The following is a 15,205-nucleotide window of genomic DNA, read 5'->3' as shown; positions in this document are numbered from 1 at the left end:
TTCGGTCTTCGGCCTTCCAGCCGATTAGCCAAGGAACATAAGGCTACTGGCATCATCGCCTATAATCAAATAAACTAATATCAACCATGCAAGACGACAACAAAAAAGTAGATCAGCAGATCAATGTAGAGCTTTCAGAGGAAGTAGCTGAAGGCGTATATTCCAATCTGGCGATGATCGCACATTCCAATTCGGAATTTGTGATTGACTTTATCCGCCTGATGCCGGGTGTACCCAAGGCAAAAGTGAAGTCGAGGATTATTGTCACTCCGGATCATGCCAAGCGATTGCTTGCCGCATTGAAAGACAATATCGAAAAATATGAGGCTGCTTTTGGTAAGATTAACCAATCGGGAGGAGCACCGCAGTTTCCGATTAGCTTTGGTACACCGGGAGAGGCTTAGAATTGTCTTCTGATAAAAATTATTAGACCTGGGTCAAGCTAAGATCCTAGGTCTTTTTTACCACAGTGGATGCGGAGTTTTTCACAGAGAGCACAGCCTAATTTCGGTTGTCCTGCTTCTCCAAGCTAGAATAGGCTGTTTTACTTTTATTGCCTCCGTGACTGTCTCACTCACGGAAAAAGGATATTTTCAATCCGGTTGGGCTAAAATATTATTTCGATGAAGATATTCAGGAGGGCAGATTCCCCCGCCAAGGTCTGTGTCCGCACAGACCTTTATTTTCCTAGTAGGGTTTCTCGTTCATTAGTATTTTTTGTCAGGCGAGTTTAACAAAGTTATCTTCAAGTTTTACGTTAAAGTTTATTTCTGCTTTTAATGCTTTAAATACTTTCAAAATAGTGTCAATTGTTGCACTATTGGCACTGCTTTCAAGTTTGGAAATTTGAGCTTTCTGCACGCCAACAAGTTTTCCAAGTTCTTCTTGTGTCAAGCGTCGTTCTTGTCTTGCGGATTTTATCATTTTGCCCAAAACGTCCATACGGAGTTCATATTCGTATTCGTCTCGGTCTGCTGTTCCAACTTTGCCGATATACTTATCCTTCATTTCGGCAAGCGAATAAGTTTTGATTTCTTTGGTTGCCATAATATTATTTTTTCAGTTTCTTATTGAAGTAGTTGTCTTTTAGTCTCACTGCACGGTCAATTTCGTTTTTTGGAACTTTGTCAACCTTTTTTATGAAACCATGGGTCGCAACTACCAAAGTTTCTTTGTTATCTGTTTTGTCCCAAAATGCAAGAAGTCTGATTTGAAGTCCAGCGTATTTTGTTCGGAACTCCCAAATATCATTTTGAAGTTTCTTTAAAAGTTTTGGGGCATTTGTCTGTTCAGCAAGGTCAATATTGTAAAAGATTTTTTGACGGTCTTTGAGTCAAGTCCAGCAATGAATTTATCGGCCTCGTCTAAAAATATAGTCTCAAAATATTTCATCCAATATTGTCCTGTTTAACGTCCCCAAGATAAATAATGTTTCCAAATATAGAAACTAAGATTCAGATTATTTCTATCGGTTCGGTTTTCTGAGCTGACTCACAATTTTTTATATGAGGTCAATTTATTTTACTGAGTTTTCTATCGCCTCCGTGAGTGTCTCCTCACGGAAAATCGATAATTTAAATCCTGTTGGGGTGAAGAACTATTCACCTGAAGATGTCTTAGAGGGCGGGTCCCTCGGGCAAGATCTGTGTCCGTACAGGTCTTTATTTTTCCAGTAGTTTTTCAGGTAAGATTCTATTCGGCTTATCTGATGTATTAATTGGATTCATTGTTAGGGAAATAGGTGTATTTCATTTTCATCAATTGAGTAAAATCGAAATTAGGATCATATTCGATTTCTTCCACCAATTGATTTTGTTCATTGTAAAAAAACTTGAGAGCGTCTTTTCTAGAATCTGCTCCCAGTTCCCAGGTCTCTTTTGCCTCTAGCTTGTCATAAGTATTATACCTGAGATGATATTCTATTAACGGAGCATCTCCTGATCCCCAATACAACTGTCTTGACAGTTTACCTTGATCATCATAGATGAATTGATCCCATTCCATTTCCTGATTTTTACCATATTTTTTGGATTCCAATTGTCCGGAATCATTATAGAAATAGGTTGCGAGAAGTTGTTCATTTTGATCAAACTCTTGATACCGTCTGCCCAAATCATCAAAGGAATAAGTTTTGAGTCCATAAACCGAAAAATCACCGTTCCCGAACGCATAATAACGCTCCTCTACAAGCCGCCCCAATTCATAGATGTAAACAGTCGCTCCTGTGGTGTCAAATTTGGCTGAATTTTGGCCTTCAGTAGGGTCGGTCATATTAATACCAATTGAAAGAACATTGTTTCCTTCGTCATCATAATAAAGATCAGTTCGTGAAATGTGCCTTTCAAATTCAAACTGGAAAAAATCCAATGATTTTAATTGTTCCGGGGGCGTGAAAAGTCCTGACTGAAGCAAATCCTTAGGGTTGTTTTCGTCAATCACCTCATCCACTATTGGTTTCTCAGCTTCATTTATGTCACAAGCAAATCCTGCTAGGAGTAAAATTAAAATTAAATTATTGGAACTATTCATTTGATTTTTAGCTATTTGCACCTTAGTTTAAGTAAATAATTTTAATGGATGAAATATGAAACACAAAATTTTACTTATCCTTTCTTTTTTAGTTTCCCTTTCCAGGATGTTCTCCTATTCAGTTGTTTTTCAGATCCCTGTGTTTGGTTCTTTTGTCCTTTTTTGTGATTTATTGAAGCGTTTAGTCCACTTTTATCGTCCTCTCTATAATATCTGATTCTTAGATCTTATGAAGGCTATATTCACATTATTGGTATTGATCACAGGGTGATGGTTTCATCCTGTCAGGAGAGTGATGGGTTAGGTTTTTGCGATTTTAGTAGTTAGCTGCTGAATGATAGTATTTAGGGATCATTAACTAAAAAAACATGAAGCTTTTACTTAAAACATCACTGATCATATTGCTTTCTCACCTATTGGGTTGTACAGAGGAAGAGCCTAACCAGAAAATCAAAATGACCTTTGAACTACGAGATGATGCAGGAAATAGGAAAACAGACTTCCAAAGCGGAGAAAACTTTCATTTTAGGTTTGTAATCAAAAACTTATCCAAAAAGAATATAGAATACCAGTCTGGTTTTGTTGATGAAAACTTTTTCTCCGTGATCAAACTAGACACTTCTGAAGGGGATATATATATGGGGCAACCCTACGAAAATGTTTTTTGTACATTCTTTGGGACTCAGTTTATTATCCAACCAGATGAAGAACAGTTGTTTGAGATTCCTTGGATTCCGTCAGAAGATTTCTGCTGTCCTCCTTTTTGCATTATTAATAAAGATAATGAACTGTTGACTACAGGAAAATATAAAACCACTGTGAAAGGGTCCTTTCAGTTTATTCAGGAAGAAACGACATTTACAATTGATGAAGATTTTGAGATAGTGTTTGAGTTTAACTAACCCCTTCCTTTATGAAGCAACTATGCACTACAACCTTATTACCTTTCCTCTGCTCGGTTTTGTCTATACTACCACTTGCAGGATGCACAGAAAGTGAAAGTCCGGATGAAGTGCTGGGTTGTCAGGTGGAGACAGTAGCCGGTCCGGAAGATGATGTCACTGGAAAATGGAAATTGATTCGGCAGAATACATTCAGACTTTATAATGGAGACATTGAAGTCAAGGACTACTCCTGTGACAATATAGTGTATCACTTCAACCCTAACGGAGTGGTGAAAATAGACAATGATGTTGAAGGAGGGGGGCGGCATGTCACAGGTGAATATGTTTTTGAGCTTATTCGTCATGCCTTTGATGGAAAGGACTACTACGTATTGAAAATAGGTACTTTGAATTGGCCTTGTAGGATTAAAGAAAGCCATATGACTTTAAATATGGCGCATGTCGATGGTCCGACTTTATATTTTTCAAGAATTGAATAATTTCTAATACCAAGAACACCAATATGAAAAGAACACTTTACAGTTTACCTTTTGTTATTCTGCTTTTGCTTTTCTCTCATAACGTTTTTTCACAAGAGAATCTCTTGTTTGATGAAGTACTATAGCCTCTGTGAGTGTCTCACTCACGGAGGATCGGTAATTTGAATCCAGTGAGGGAAAAAACTAATCACCTGAAGGTGTTCTGGAGGGGAAATTTCTCCGCCAAGGTCTGTGTCCGCACAGGCCTCTATTCTTCCAGATGGTCTCTTTTCTCTCCGGATGTTTGTGTATTTAGTTGTAATTCAGGCAGCTGTGTTTGGTTTTTTTTATCGTTTGTTGAAGCATTTAGTCCACTTTTATCGTCCTCTGTATAGTATTTTAATTCTTAGATCTTATGAAGGCACTGTTCACATTATTGGTATTGATCACAGGGGTGATGGTTTCATCCTGCCAGGAGATTCAGGAAGGTATGGTCTCGATAGAGGATATGGATGGATAAGAACCAATTATTCACAAATCTCCCGCTGGTGGGAATGGAATGGGAATTGGTAGGCTATGGAAGTGATGGAAGTAAGCATTTGGAACTTCCCAGATCCAGTTTGACGATTGTTCTTATACTATTTCATTCTTAGAAAGGGGAGAAATAAATGCGCATACCTGCCCTAATATTATATTTGGATCTTATGCATTGGGTGATTCCATTGTTGGAAGTATTTTAATCGAGAATTTTAAAGTTGCTACTTTGGCAGGTGAAACTTTTGATCCATGGTATTTTGATCGGATGGGGGCTGTCCAGTTTTATAGGATAACTGAAATTGGACTGAAATTATACTATGGCGGAGATAAGAAATTCATGTTATTTACTCCTAATTAGCCTTCCTTTTTAAAATTGATGTATAGAATAGATGTATAGAATAGATATGTGAATTACTAAACTTTTCGAAAACGAGCGCTTTTTCTGTTAAATTTTTAGTTATTATTCTTTTTCTATTGTCACATTCAATACTGGCACAGGTCAGTACCGACGAGCCTCCAGTTAGTTCCCTTTCTAGGTTTAAGCATTTTTTTGGAGACGAAGTCTTTATCCTTTAATATAAGGAATATGCCAAGGATAAACTCTTGGGGAAATCTGGAAAGAGGATGAATCAGAACGGCCAATTGGTAGTACCTCCCAGACTCAAATATCCGATTGAAGTAAATCTAATTATTTAGTTTTTTTTAGCAACCTGCCCAGCATACTTTAGGGCTACCTGCGATAATATATTCCGAGGAAGCCCGCATACAGGGAAACCTAAGCTGAGGCATAACAAAAATATAACTGCTTAGCTTTGTTACTCTTATTACTTTGTTTACCTTTGCAGTCCAAAATTTAACAGTTTACGGGAAAACTAAATTTTATCAGTTAATGCCTACTATTCAACAGTTAGTACGAAAAGGTAGAACTACACTGGAGACCAAATCAAAATCAAGAGCTTTGGACGCATGTCCACAGCGAAGAGGAGTTTGTACCAGAGTATATACTACAACCCCTAAGAAGCCAAACTCTGCAATGAGAAAAGTGGCCAGGGTGAGATTGACAAACGGAAAAGAAGTGAATGCTTACATTCCTGGAGAAGGTCACAATCTACAAGAGCACTCGATCGTCCTGATCAGAGGTGGTCGTGTGAAGGATCTGCCTGGTGTGAGGTACCACATCATCCGAGGTGCACTGGATACCGCGGGAGTAAAAGACCGTAAGCAAGGTCGCTCTAAGTATGGTGCTAAAAGACCGAAGGCTGGAAAAGGCGCTCCGGCGAAGAAATAATACTTTATAACAGTTAGAAAAAATGAGAAAAGCGAAACCAAAGAAGAGATATATTCTTCCTGATCCAAAGTTCAACGATACGCTAGTGACTAGATTCGTGAACAACCTGATGGTAGATGGGAAGAAGAGTATTGCTTACAGAATTTTCTACGATGCAGTAGAAAAAGTTGAAGAGAAAGTAGGTGAGAATGGTCTTGAAGTTTGGAAAAAAGCGCTAAACAATATTTCTCCATCCGTAGAGGTGAAGAGTCGTAGAGTTGGTGGTGCTACATTCCAGGTTCCAATGGAAGTCCGACCTGACAGAAAGATTGCCCTTGGGATGAAATGGATGATCAGCTATGCCAGAAGAAGAGGTGAGAAAACAATGATGGACAGACTAGCCGGCGAAATTATCGCTGCTTCCAAAGGCGAAGGTGCCGGAGTGAAGAAGAAAGATGATACGCACAGAATGGCTGAGGCCAACAAGGCATTCTCCCACTTTAGATTTTAATCAATATGGCTAAAAGAGATTTAACACTTACCAGAAATATTGGTATTGCCGCGCACATCGATGCGGGTAAGACTACTACGACAGAGCGGATACTTTTTTACTCAGGCGTATCTCACAAGATAGGTGAGGTTCATGACGGTGCGGCCACCATGGACTGGATGGCCCAGGAGCAGGAGAGAGGTATTACTATTACTTCCGCTGCGACTACCGTTTTTTGGAATTACAGAGACAAGAAATACCAGATCAACATCATCGATACTCCCGGTCACGTTGATTTTACTGTTGAAGTAAACAGATCACTTCGTGTTCTCGATGGATTGGTATTCCTTTTCAGTGCTGTAGATGGCGTAGAGCCACAGTCTGAGACCAACTGGAGACTTGCGGACAACTATAAAGTGGCCCGTATAGGCTTCGTGAATAAAATGGACCGTGCCGGTGCAAACTTCCTTGAGGTTTGTAAGCAGGTGAAAGAAATGCTGGGCAGCCACGCAGTTCCTTTGCAGCTTCCTATCGGTGCAGAAGATAGATTCCGCGGTGTGGTTGATTTGATCAACAACCGGGCAATCGTATGGAATGAGGATGATTTCGGAATGACTTTCGAAGAAGTTCCGATTCCTGAGGATATGCTTGATGAAGTAGCTGAATACAGAGAGTATTTATTGGAGGCGGTTGCGGATTATGATGAGTCATTGATGGAGAAGTTCTTTGAGGATTCTGATTCCATCACCGAGCAGGAAATCCTTACAGCTTTGAGAAAAGCGGTTATTGACATGAAGATCGTACCTATGGTATGTGGTTCTTCATTCAAGAACAAAGGCGTTCAGACTATGCTTGATCTGGTAATGGAATTGCTCCCTTCTCCTATGGACAAGGACGATATCATCGCGCATTCCAAAGATGATGAGGATGTGGATGTAAGAATCTCTCCGGATGAAACCGAGCCTTTCGCAGGTCTTGCGTTCAAAATCGCGACAGATCCTTTCGTAGGACGTCTTTGTTTTGTAAGAGCCTATTCCGGTATTTTGGAGTCTGGTTCTTATGTATATAATAGCCGTTCTGGCAACAAAGAGCGTATTTCACGTGTGTTCCAGATGCACGCCAACAAGCAAAACCAAATCGATGCCCTAAGAGCGGGTGATATTGGAGCTGTGGTTGGGTTTAAAGATATCAAGACAGGAGATACCCTTTGCGACGAAAAGCGTAAAGTTATCCTTGAATCCATGGTGTTCCCAGAGCCGGTGATCGGATACGCCATCGAGCCTAAGACTCAGGCGGATGTGGACAAACTGGGTATGGCTATCGCCAAACTGGTGGAGGAAGATCCTACCCTTCAGGTAAACACGGATCACGAAACTGGTCAGACAATCTTGAGAGGTATGGGTGAGCTTCACCTGGATATTATCATTGACCGTCTGAAGAGAGAGTTCAAGGTTGAGATCAACCAAGGTGCTCCTCAGGTTGCTTACAAAGAAGCGTTATTTGGTTCTGTAGAACACAAAGAGGTTTACAAGAAGCAGACAGGTGGTAAAGGTAAATTCGCGGATATTTCATTCGAATTGAGCCCAAGAGATCCAGATCCTGAAACAGGTGAGATCAAGCCGGGGCTTGACTTCGTAAACGCCATCGTGGGTGGTGTGATCCCTAAAGAATTCATTCCTTCTATCCAGAAAGGTTTTGCCGAGTCCATGAAAAATGGTCCTTTGGCAGGATATCCTATTGAGTCCATGAAAGTGAGATTGTTCCACGGATCATTCCACGACGTCGATTCAGATGCCCTTTCTTTCGAACTGGCGGCTAGACTCGGTTTCAAAGAAGCCGCTAAGAAATGTAAGCCTCAGCTATTGGAGCCGATCATGGCAGTAGATGTAGTGACTCCTGATGAATATACTGGTCCTATCACCGGTGACTTGAACAGAAGAAGAGGCTTGATGAAAGGAATGGATACCAAAGGCACTTCATCTGTAATCAAGGCATCTGTACCATTGTCTGAGTTGTTTGGTTACATCACTGACCTTAGAACGATCACCTCTGGTAGAGCGACAGCTTCATTGACATTCTCTCACTATGAGTCAGTGCCTAACAACATTGCCGAAGGTGTAATTGCTACAGTAAAAGGTCAGAAGGACTAAATAATATTTGCGATGAATCAGAAAATCAGAATAAAACTAAAATCATACGATCACAGCCTGGTGGATAAGTCATCAGAGAAGATCGTGAAGGCAGTGAAAGCCACTGGCGCAGTAGTAGTAGGGCCAATTCCATTGCCTACCAAGAAGGAGAAATTCACTGTGTTGAAATCTCCACACGTAAGCAAGAAAGCCAGAGATCAGTATCAACTTTGTACGTACAAGAGATTGGTGGATATCTACTCTAACTCTTCAAAGACTGTGGATGCTTTGATGAAAATCGAACTTCCTAGTGGAGTTGATGTGGAGATCAAAGTTTGATCGGACTGGATTAGTATACAAAAAACCTGCTTTTCGGAGCAGGTTTTTTTTGCGCCGTCACCGCAATAGCGTATTCAGCTCGATCTAAACGCCTGAGTCACAAGTGAAATATTTCGTAATACATTGAAAATTTAGGATTTGGGATTTGTTGCAGAATTTTATTTCAGTAACTTTGCAGTCCTTTAAAAGGAGCCCCGGCAGGTAAATGCTTGTGGGTTATTATATTATCTTATAAAAGATGTCTGGTATAATAGGTAGAAAAGTAGGAATGACTAGCATTTTCAGTGCCGATGGACGTAACGTCGCATGCACGCTAATAGAAGCTGGTCCTTGTGTAGTGACGCAAGTAAAAAACGTTGAGACAGACGGGTACAACGCAGTGCAGTTGGCTTATGGTGAGCGTAAGGAGAAAAATACGCCAAAACCATTGATCGGTCATTTTAAAAAGGCCGGTACCACACCGAAGCACAAAGTTGTTGAGTTCAGGGATTTCCGGGTCGAGTTTGAAGGCCAGGTAAATCTAGGAGCTACTGTGAAGGCTGGTGAAGTATTTATCGAGGGTGACTTCGTAGATGCGATCGGAACTTCAAAAGGTAAAGGATTCCAGGGTGTGGTAAAACGTCACGGTTTTGGGGGTGTGGGTGGACAAACTCACGGTCAGCATAACAGAGGCAGACACCCAGGTTCAATTGGTGCATGTTCTTGGCCTTCCAGAGTATTCAAAGGAATGAGAATGGCTGGTAGAACGGGCGGAGACAGAGTAAAGGTAGTCAACCTTAGAGTGTTGAAGATCTATGCTGACAAAAACCTGTTATTGGTTTCTGGATCTGTACCTGGTCCTAAAAATTCTTTCGTTATTCTAGAGAAGTAAGCCATGGAATTAGCAGTAATTAATCAAAAAGGAGAAGACACAGGTAGAAAAATCAGCTTGTCTGATGAGATCTTCGCAATCGAACCAAACGATCACGCGATCTACCTTGATGTGAAGCAGTACTTGGCCAACCAAAGACAGGGGACGCACAAGTCAAAAGAGCGAAATGAGATAGCTGGCTCTACTCGTAAGATCAAGAAGCAAAAGGGCACTGGTAGTGCGCGTGCGGGATCTATCAAGTCGCCACTATTCCGAGGAGGAGGAAGAGTATTCGGCCCTAAGCCGAGAGACTATTCTTTCAAATTGAATAAAAAGGTAAAACAACTAGCCAGAAAGTCCGCACTTACTTATAAAGTAAAAGACAACAGCCTGTCAGTATTGGAAAGCATTTCATTTGACTCTCCAAAAACCAAAAGCTATATGGCATTGCTTGACGGATTGTCTCTAGGGGATAAGAAGACGTTGTTGGTGCTTCCAGAGGAAAACACCAATGTGTTCCTTTCCAGCAGAAACCTGCCAAAGGCGAAAGTTGTGACTGTAAATGATGTAAATACTTACCAGGTACTTCATGCTGATCACCTAGTGATCTGTGAAGGTTCTATCAGTAAGTTGGAAACCATTTTATCGAAATAAGACAATGGATATTCTAAAGCAGCCTTTGATTACAGAGAAGATTTCTGCCATGAACGAAAGAGGCGTTTATGGATTCATCGTGGAGAAGACCGCGAAGAAACCGGAAATCAAAAACGCTGTAGAAAAAAAGTTTGGTGTGAAGGTGGTTTCTATCAGAACCATCAGATATGCGGCAAAGCATAAGTCAAGATACACCAAAGCTAAAGTGGTTTCAGGCTTTACCAACGCTTTCAAGAAAGCAATCGTGCAGGTAGCCGATGGTGAAGTGATTGATTTTTACGGAGAAATTTAATTGAATCTATATCATGGCAATTAAAAAGTTGAAGCCTGTAACTCCAGGGACAAGATTCAGAGTAGCTCCGGCATTTGACGAGATTACTGCGTCAAAACCGGAAAAGTCTCTTCTTGCTCCTATCAAGAAGTCAGGTGGACGAAATAATGAAGGCAAAATGACTGTCCGCAATATCGGTGGAGGTCATAAGAGAAGACTACGTATCGTGGACTTCAAAAGAAACAAGTTTGGTGTACCTGCGGTGGTTAAATCTATCGAGTATGATCCAAACAGAACGGCACGTCTCGCCCTACTATATTACGCAGATGGTGCTAAGGCCTACATTATCGCCCCGGAAGGTTTGTCAGTAGGACAGACAGTGATTTCCGGTGAGCAAGTTGCTCCAGAAGTGGGCAATGCGATGCCAGTGGTGAACATCCCTATGGGTACAATTGTACACTGTGTGGAATTGAAGCCAGGAAAAGGCGCCGCAATGGTAAGAAGTGCCGGAGGTTATGCGCAGATCGTAGCCCGTGACGGGAAATACGTGACCGTAAAACTTCCATCTGGTGAGATGAGACTTGTACTGAACACATGTATGGCCACTATCGGGACTGTTTCCAACGGTGACCACATGAACGTAGTATTGGGTAAAGCCGGTCGTAAGAGATGGCTCGGATCAAGACCACGTGTAAGAGGTGTTGCTATGAACCCAGTAGATCACCCGATGGGTGGTGGTGAAGGTCGTTCTTCTGGAGGACATCCTAGATCTAGAAAAGGTCTATTGTCCAAAGGTAAGAAAACAAGATCTCCTAAGAAGTATTCAAACAAGTTCATCGTAAGCAAAAGATCTAAATAATTATGGCACGTTCATTAAAAAAAGGTCCTTATATCGAGCACCATCTTGTGAAGAAAGTGGATGCTCAGAACGAATCAGGCAAGAAATCGGTAATCAAGACTTGGTCAAGAAAATCAATGATTTCTCCGGATTTCGTAGGACATACCTTCGCTGTGCATAATGGAAATAAATTCATTCCGGTATTTGTAACAGACAACATGGTAGGTCATAAGCTAGGTGAATTTGCTCCTACCAGAAATTTCAGAGGCCACATTGCCAAAAAAGATAAAGGAAAGAGATAATCATGGAAGCATTAGCAAAATTAAATAATGTCCCTACATCTCCGCGTAAGATGCGCCTTGTGGCTGACCTTGTCAGAGGCAAGAGAGTAGGATTGGCACTTAGCATATTGAAGTTCACTCCTAACCATGGAGCGATTCGACTTGAGAAGTTGCTGCTTTCCGCTGTAGCCAACTGGCAGGCGAAAAATCCTGATGCCAAACTGGAAGAAGCCGACCTGTTCATCAAAACCATCATGGTGGATGAAGGAAGATCTCTTAAGAGATTGAGACCGGCTCCTCAAGGCAGAGGCCACAGAATCCGTAAGAGATCAAATCATGTAACCTTGGTTGTTGATTCATTCAACGATGAGGAAGTTACCGCTGATGTAGTAGAAACAAACGAAAAGGCAAATTAAGAACAGACTATGGGACAAAAGATCAACCCAATAGGATTTAGACTTGGTGTAGTCAAAGGCTGGGATTCCAACTGGTATGGTGGGAAAGACTTCGCTGAAAAACTACATGAAGATCAGAAGATCCGTAAGTACGTCCTTGCCAGAATTCCTAAGGGTGGTATTTCTAAAGTGATCATCGAGCGTACGCTTAAGAGAATCACGCTTACGATCCATACTGCCCGTCCAGGTGTTGTAATTGGTAAAGGTGGAGCCGAAGTAGATAAACTGAAAGAAGAATTAAAGAATATCACCAGCAAGGATATTCAGATTAATATCTTCGAGATCAAGCGTCCTGAGTTAGACGCGAAATTGGTAGGTGAATCGATCGCTCAGCAGCTTCAGGCAAGAATTTCTTTCAGAAGAGCTATGAAGCAAGCTATAGCGGCATCCATGAGAGTGGGAGCGGAAGGAATCAAAGTTAAACTTTCTGGACGTCTGGGCGGAGCCGAAATGGCCCGTTCTGAAATGTACAAAGAAGGAAGAATTCCTCTTCACACGTTGAGAGCAGATATTGATTACGCATTGTCAGAAGCCCTTACGGTTTATGGCCTCATCGGGATCAAAGTGTGGATCTTCAAAGGTGAAGTGTACGGTAAGAGAGATCTTTCTCCTAATCAGGGAGCCGCTAATGAGCCTAAAGGCGCTCGTAATGCAGGCCCTAAGAGAAATGATGGTCCAAGACGAAGAAAAAGAAATAACTAATTTTCACCCCATAAGTGAGAACTCATGTTACAGCCAAAAAGAACTAAATATAGGAAAATGCAAAAGGGCCGTGTCAAAGGCATTGCACAAAGAGGGCATACGCTTTCTTTCGGCAACTTTGGCATCAAGTCCCTGGAGCCAGGATGGATCACATCCCGTCAGATCGAGGCAGCTCGTATCGCAATGACGAGAGCAATGAAAAGAGAAGGACAGGTTTGGATCAGAATTTTCCCTGATAAGCCTATCACTAAAAAGCCCGCAGAGGTTCGTATGGGTAAAGGTAAAGGTGCTCCTGAGTATTGGGTGGCCGTTATCAAGCCAGGAACGATCCTTTTCGAGGCTACAGGCGTGAGCCTGGAGACAGCTCAGGAGGCGTTGAGACTTGCACAGCAAAAGCTACCTGTAAGTACCAGATTTGTTGTTCGTAGAGATTACGCTGAATTATAAGCACTATGAAAAATACAGAAATCAACTCACTTTCAGTAAGTGAAATCGCCGAGCGACTTGTCGCTGAGCAGGAGAATCTGACCAAACTTAGGTTTGCGCATTCGATATCTCCTATAGAGAATCCTAACAGAATCCGCGAGACCAAGCGCTTTATCGCAAGATTAAAGACTGCATTGGCTGCCAAATAACTAGCTAACTAAAAGAATATGGCTACGATAGAGAGAAATCTTCGAAAAGAAAGAGTTGGTAAAGTGGTAAGTAACAAGATGGACAAGTCCATTACCGTAGCGGTAGAACGTCGCGTAAAGCACGCTATCTACGGTAAGTTTGTTGCCAAAACTACCAAATTTATGGCTCATGACGAGAAGAACGAGTGTAACCCAGGTGACCTTGTGAAAATAAGCGAAACTCGTCCGCTGAGTAAGAACAAACGTTGGAGAGTAGTTGAAATTATTGAAAGGGCCAAGTAATTATGATCCAGCAAGAATCAAGACTAAGCGTAGCGGACAACTCAGGTGCCAAAGAGGTATTGGTCATCCGCGTATTGGGAGGAACAAAAAAGCGATATGCTTCGATCGGCGATAAAGTCGTGGTGACAGTAAAATCAGCGCTTTCTTCCAGCAACATGAAAAAAGGTACCGTGTCAAGAGCGGTGATCGTGCGTACCCGTAAAGAAGTAAGAAGAAAAGACGGTTCTTACATCCGTTTCGAGGACAACGCAGCCGTGCTATTGAACAACAACGATGAGCCTAGAGGCACTCGTATCTTCGGCCCTGTGGCCAGAGAGTTGAGAGAGAAGCAGTTTATGAAAATCGTTTCATTGGCTCCTGAAGTATTGTAATCATGGAAAGAAAAATGAACAAGCAAACAAAGCTTCATATCAAAACCGGAGACACTGTGAAAGTGATCGCAGGGGATGACAAAGGCAAAACCGGGAAAGTACTTTCCGTAGATAAGCTTAAAAGCAGAGCAATCGTAGAGGGTCTTAACATGATCACCAAACACGTGAAGCCTACAGCCGCTAAGCCTCAAGGGGGCATCGAGAAGAAAGAAGCTTCTATCCATATCAGTAACCTTATGCTTGTAGATCCTAAAACCGGTGAAGCCACCAGAACTGGGCGTAAAGCAGGTGAAAACGGTAAATTAGTAAGATACTCTAAGAAAACTGGGGAGGTGATCAATGGCTAATCCAAGAATAAAGCAAAAGTATGTGGACGAGATCGTCCCTGCTTTGAAAGAGAAATTTCAGTATTCTTCAGTAATGCAAGTGCCTAAGCTGGAGAAAATAGTAATCAACAAAGGTATAGGCGCTGCAGTGGCAGACAAGAAATTGGTGGACCAAGGTGTAGAAGAACTGTCTTTGATCACTGGACAGAGAGCCGTTTCCACTATCGCCAAGACTTCTGTATCCAACTTTAAGTTGAGAGAAGGAATGCCGATCGGAGCTAAAGTTACGTTGAGAGGTCAGACTATGTATGAATTCCTTGATCGTCTGGTTACTATCGCACTTCCACGTGTGAGGGATTTCAAAGGTATTTCTGATAAAGGTTTCGACGGAAGAGGCAACTACACACTGGGTGTACAGGAGCAGATCATTTTCCCTGAAATCAGCATCGAGAAAGTCAATAGAATCTCCGGTATGGACATCACTTTCGTTACTTCTGCCAAAACAGATGAGGAAAGCTTGGAATTGTTTAAGGCTTTCGGAATGCCTTTCGTAAAAAAAACTAAAGAAGAATAGTTATGGCAAAAGAGTCAATCAAAGCTCGTGAGAGAAAAAGAGAGCGTCTGGTAGCCAAGTATGCTGAAAAGAGAGCCGCGCTGAAAGCAGCCGGTGATTATGAGGCACTTGACAAGTTGCCAAAGAACGCTTCTCCAGTAAGACTTCACAACAGATGTAAGCTTACTGGTCGCCCTAAAGGCTACATGAGAAAGTTCGGTATCAACAGGGTAACCTTCAGAGAAATGGCCTCAGCGGGCAAGATCCCTGGAGTGACAAAGTCCAGCTGGTAAAATAACGACAGTAGTTTTTATTATAAAAATCAATTCGTAA

The 15,205-nt window shown here is 41.7% G+C and carries 24 protein-coding genes; 21 read left to right on the top strand and 3 right to left on the bottom strand.

The features are described 5' to 3' along the window. Window positions 1-86: 86 nt before the first annotated feature. Window positions 87-404 carry a DUF3467 domain-containing protein gene (locus LZF95_RS04995; RefSeq protein ID WP_057939462.1) on the top strand — a complete coding sequence of 106 codons (318 nt, stop codon included), beginning with the start codon at window positions 87-89 and terminating at the stop codon, window positions 402-404. A 316-nt stretch (window positions 405-720) separates the two neighbouring features. Here LZF95_RS04995 and LZF95_RS04990 read toward each other — a convergent pair whose 3' ends face one another. The 3 genes from LZF95_RS04990 to LZF95_RS04980 form a co-directional block, all read right to left on the bottom strand. After that, entirely contained in the window at window positions 721-1,047 is a 327-nt protein-coding gene (locus LZF95_RS04990) for a helix-turn-helix domain-containing protein (RefSeq protein ID WP_233753877.1), read from the bottom strand. A gap of 4 nt (window positions 1,048-1,051) precedes the next feature. Next, window positions 1,052-1,303 carry a type II toxin-antitoxin system RelE/ParE family toxin gene (locus LZF95_RS04985; RefSeq protein WP_233753970.1) on the bottom strand — a complete coding sequence of 84 codons (252 nt, stop codon included), beginning with the start codon at window positions 1,301-1,303 and terminating at the stop codon, window positions 1,052-1,054. A gap of 410 nt (window positions 1,304-1,713) precedes the next feature. After that, complete coding sequence (locus LZF95_RS04980) at window positions 1,714-2,529, bottom strand: hypothetical protein (RefSeq protein WP_233753876.1); 816 nt, start codon at window positions 2,527-2,529, stop codon at window positions 1,714-1,716. 368 nt (window positions 2,530-2,897) lie between these two features. Here LZF95_RS04980 and LZF95_RS04975 point away from each other — a divergent pair, with 368 nt between their 5' ends. The 20 genes from LZF95_RS04975 (at window position 2,898) to rpsN (ending at window position 15,165) form a co-directional block, all read left to right on the top strand. Next, window positions 2,898-3,431 carry a hypothetical protein gene (locus tag LZF95_RS04975; protein WP_233753875.1) on the top strand — a complete coding sequence of 178 codons (534 nt, stop codon included), beginning with the start codon at window positions 2,898-2,900 and terminating at the stop codon, window positions 3,429-3,431. 11 nt (window positions 3,432-3,442) lie between these two features. Further along, on the top strand, window positions 3,443-3,913 hold the full coding sequence (locus LZF95_RS04970) for a hypothetical protein (protein ID WP_233753874.1): 471 nt from the start codon (window positions 3,443-3,445) through the stop codon (window positions 3,911-3,913). Between the two features lie 1,405 nt (window positions 3,914-5,318). After that, window positions 5,319-5,717: a 30S ribosomal protein S12 gene (gene rpsL / locus LZF95_RS04965; RefSeq protein WP_057939461.1), complete on the top strand. Its 399-nt coding sequence runs from the start codon at window positions 5,319-5,321 to the stop codon at window positions 5,715-5,717. Between the two features lie 22 nt (window positions 5,718-5,739). Next, window positions 5,740-6,207: a 30S ribosomal protein S7 gene (gene rpsG, locus LZF95_RS04960; protein WP_091692122.1), complete on the top strand. Its 468-nt coding sequence runs from the start codon at window positions 5,740-5,742 to the stop codon at window positions 6,205-6,207. Window positions 6,208-6,212: 5 nt separating this feature from the next. Beyond that, the gene (gene fusA, locus LZF95_RS04955; protein ID WP_233753873.1) at window positions 6,213-8,336 is read left to right on the top strand and encodes an elongation factor G; all 2,124 of its coding nucleotides are present in this window, start codon (window positions 6,213-6,215) and stop codon (window positions 8,334-8,336) included. 12 nt (window positions 8,337-8,348) lie between these two features. Continuing rightward, complete coding sequence (gene rpsJ / locus LZF95_RS04950) at window positions 8,349-8,654, top strand: 30S ribosomal protein S10 (protein WP_008203035.1); 306 nt, start codon at window positions 8,349-8,351, stop codon at window positions 8,652-8,654. 238 nt (window positions 8,655-8,892) lie between these two features. After that, the gene (gene rplC, locus LZF95_RS04945) at window positions 8,893-9,525 is read left to right on the top strand and encodes a 50S ribosomal protein L3 (protein WP_233753872.1); all 633 of its coding nucleotides are present in this window, start codon (window positions 8,893-8,895) and stop codon (window positions 9,523-9,525) included. A gap of 3 nt (window positions 9,526-9,528) precedes the next feature. Beyond that, window positions 9,529-10,158: a 50S ribosomal protein L4 gene (gene rplD / locus LZF95_RS04940; RefSeq protein ID WP_233753871.1), complete on the top strand. Its 630-nt coding sequence runs from the start codon at window positions 9,529-9,531 to the stop codon at window positions 10,156-10,158. Window positions 10,159-10,162: 4 nt separating this feature from the next. After that, window positions 10,163-10,450: a 50S ribosomal protein L23 gene (gene rplW / locus LZF95_RS04935; RefSeq protein ID WP_057939457.1), complete on the top strand. Its 288-nt coding sequence runs from the start codon at window positions 10,163-10,165 to the stop codon at window positions 10,448-10,450. Window positions 10,451-10,463: 13 nt separating this feature from the next. Beyond that, on the top strand, window positions 10,464-11,288 hold the full coding sequence (rplB, locus tag LZF95_RS04930; RefSeq protein ID WP_233753870.1) for a 50S ribosomal protein L2: 825 nt from the start codon (window positions 10,464-10,466) through the stop codon (window positions 11,286-11,288). A 2-nt stretch (window positions 11,289-11,290) separates the two neighbouring features. Continuing rightward, the gene (gene rpsS, locus LZF95_RS04925; protein WP_057939455.1) at window positions 11,291-11,569 is read left to right on the top strand and encodes a 30S ribosomal protein S19; all 279 of its coding nucleotides are present in this window, start codon (window positions 11,291-11,293) and stop codon (window positions 11,567-11,569) included. Between the two features lie 2 nt (window positions 11,570-11,571). Further along, complete coding sequence (gene rplV, locus LZF95_RS04920) at window positions 11,572-11,964, top strand: 50S ribosomal protein L22 (protein WP_057939454.1); 393 nt, start codon at window positions 11,572-11,574, stop codon at window positions 11,962-11,964. Between the two features lie 9 nt (window positions 11,965-11,973). Next, on the top strand, window positions 11,974-12,705 hold the full coding sequence (gene rpsC / locus LZF95_RS04915) for a 30S ribosomal protein S3 (protein WP_233753869.1): 732 nt from the start codon (window positions 11,974-11,976) through the stop codon (window positions 12,703-12,705). 24 nt (window positions 12,706-12,729) lie between these two features. Next, window positions 12,730-13,152 (top strand): 50S ribosomal protein L16, encoded by a 423-nt coding sequence (rplP, locus tag LZF95_RS04910; protein WP_086500277.1) that lies wholly within the window; start codon window positions 12,730-12,732, stop codon window positions 13,150-13,152. Between the two features lie 5 nt (window positions 13,153-13,157). Continuing rightward, the gene (gene rpmC, locus LZF95_RS04905) at window positions 13,158-13,340 is read left to right on the top strand and encodes a 50S ribosomal protein L29 (RefSeq protein ID WP_192346940.1); all 183 of its coding nucleotides are present in this window, start codon (window positions 13,158-13,160) and stop codon (window positions 13,338-13,340) included. An 18-nt stretch (window positions 13,341-13,358) separates the two neighbouring features. Continuing rightward, window positions 13,359-13,622 carry a 30S ribosomal protein S17 gene (gene rpsQ, locus LZF95_RS04900; RefSeq protein ID WP_233753868.1) on the top strand — a complete coding sequence of 88 codons (264 nt, stop codon included), beginning with the start codon at window positions 13,359-13,361 and terminating at the stop codon, window positions 13,620-13,622. A 2-nt stretch (window positions 13,623-13,624) separates the two neighbouring features. Continuing rightward, entirely contained in the window at window positions 13,625-13,993 is a 369-nt protein-coding gene (rplN, locus tag LZF95_RS04895; protein WP_008203017.1) for a 50S ribosomal protein L14, read from the top strand. 2 nt (window positions 13,994-13,995) lie between these two features. Further along, entirely contained in the window at window positions 13,996-14,340 is a 345-nt protein-coding gene (rplX, locus tag LZF95_RS04890; protein ID WP_233753867.1) for a 50S ribosomal protein L24, read from the top strand. After that, on the top strand, window positions 14,333-14,893 hold the full coding sequence (gene rplE / locus LZF95_RS04885; RefSeq protein ID WP_233753866.1) for a 50S ribosomal protein L5: 561 nt from the start codon (window positions 14,333-14,335) through the stop codon (window positions 14,891-14,893). Before rplX ends, rplE begins: the two co-directional genes overlap by 8 nt. Before the next feature lie 2 nt (window positions 14,894-14,895). Continuing rightward, the gene (gene rpsN / locus LZF95_RS04880) at window positions 14,896-15,165 is read left to right on the top strand and encodes a 30S ribosomal protein S14 (RefSeq protein ID WP_233753865.1); all 270 of its coding nucleotides are present in this window, start codon (window positions 14,896-14,898) and stop codon (window positions 15,163-15,165) included. Window positions 15,166-15,205 lie beyond the last annotated feature (40 nt).

This window comes from Algoriphagus sp. AGSA1 (assembly GCF_021390545.1).
GTDB lineage: Bacteria > Bacteroidota > Bacteroidia > Cytophagales > Cyclobacteriaceae > Algoriphagus.
This window is presented reverse-complemented; position numbering and strand designations above follow the sequence as displayed.

Excerpts from the sequence above, each read along its gene's own strand:
- LZF95_RS04995 (WP_057939462.1), top strand. The coding sequence starts at position 87 with ATGCAAGACGACAACAAAAAAGTAGATCAGCAGATCAATGTAGAGCTT.
- LZF95_RS04990 (WP_233753877.1), bottom strand. The coding sequence starts at position 1,047 with ATGGCAACCAAAGAAATCAAAACTTATTCGCTTGCCGAAATGAAGGAT.
- LZF95_RS04980 (WP_233753876.1), bottom strand. The coding sequence starts at position 2,529 with ATGAATAGTTCCAATAATTTAATTTTAATTTTACTCCTAGCAGGATTT.
- LZF95_RS04975 (WP_233753875.1), top strand. The coding sequence starts at position 2,898 with ATGAAGCTTTTACTTAAAACATCACTGATCATATTGCTTTCTCACCTA.
- LZF95_RS04970 (WP_233753874.1), top strand. The coding sequence starts at position 3,443 with ATGAAGCAACTATGCACTACAACCTTATTACCTTTCCTCTGCTCGGTT.
- rpsL (WP_057939461.1), top strand. The coding sequence starts at position 5,319 with ATGCCTACTATTCAACAGTTAGTACGAAAAGGTAGAACTACACTGGAG.
- rpsG (WP_091692122.1), top strand. The coding sequence starts at position 5,740 with ATGAGAAAAGCGAAACCAAAGAAGAGATATATTCTTCCTGATCCAAAG.
- fusA (WP_233753873.1), top strand. The coding sequence starts at position 6,213 with ATGGCTAAAAGAGATTTAACACTTACCAGAAATATTGGTATTGCCGCG.
- rpsJ (WP_008203035.1), top strand. The coding sequence starts at position 8,349 with ATGAATCAGAAAATCAGAATAAAACTAAAATCATACGATCACAGCCTG.
- rplC (WP_233753872.1), top strand. The coding sequence starts at position 8,893 with ATGTCTGGTATAATAGGTAGAAAAGTAGGAATGACTAGCATTTTCAGT.
- rplD (WP_233753871.1), top strand. The coding sequence starts at position 9,529 with ATGGAATTAGCAGTAATTAATCAAAAAGGAGAAGACACAGGTAGAAAA.
- rplW (WP_057939457.1), top strand. The coding sequence starts at position 10,163 with ATGGATATTCTAAAGCAGCCTTTGATTACAGAGAAGATTTCTGCCATG.
- rplB (WP_233753870.1), top strand. The coding sequence starts at position 10,464 with ATGGCAATTAAAAAGTTGAAGCCTGTAACTCCAGGGACAAGATTCAGA.
- rpsS (WP_057939455.1), top strand. The coding sequence starts at position 11,291 with ATGGCACGTTCATTAAAAAAAGGTCCTTATATCGAGCACCATCTTGTG.
- rplV (WP_057939454.1), top strand. The coding sequence starts at position 11,572 with ATGGAAGCATTAGCAAAATTAAATAATGTCCCTACATCTCCGCGTAAG.
- rpsC (WP_233753869.1), top strand. The coding sequence starts at position 11,974 with ATGGGACAAAAGATCAACCCAATAGGATTTAGACTTGGTGTAGTCAAA.
- rplP (WP_086500277.1), top strand. The coding sequence starts at position 12,730 with ATGTTACAGCCAAAAAGAACTAAATATAGGAAAATGCAAAAGGGCCGT.
- rpmC (WP_192346940.1), top strand. The coding sequence starts at position 13,158 with ATGAAAAATACAGAAATCAACTCACTTTCAGTAAGTGAAATCGCCGAG.
- rpsQ (WP_233753868.1), top strand. The coding sequence starts at position 13,359 with ATGGCTACGATAGAGAGAAATCTTCGAAAAGAAAGAGTTGGTAAAGTG.
- rplN (WP_008203017.1), top strand. The coding sequence starts at position 13,625 with ATGATCCAGCAAGAATCAAGACTAAGCGTAGCGGACAACTCAGGTGCC.
- rplX (WP_233753867.1), top strand. The coding sequence starts at position 13,996 with ATGGAAAGAAAAATGAACAAGCAAACAAAGCTTCATATCAAAACCGGA.
- rplE (WP_233753866.1), top strand. The coding sequence starts at position 14,333 with ATGGCTAATCCAAGAATAAAGCAAAAGTATGTGGACGAGATCGTCCCT.
- rpsN (WP_233753865.1), top strand. The coding sequence starts at position 14,896 with ATGGCAAAAGAGTCAATCAAAGCTCGTGAGAGAAAAAGAGAGCGTCTG.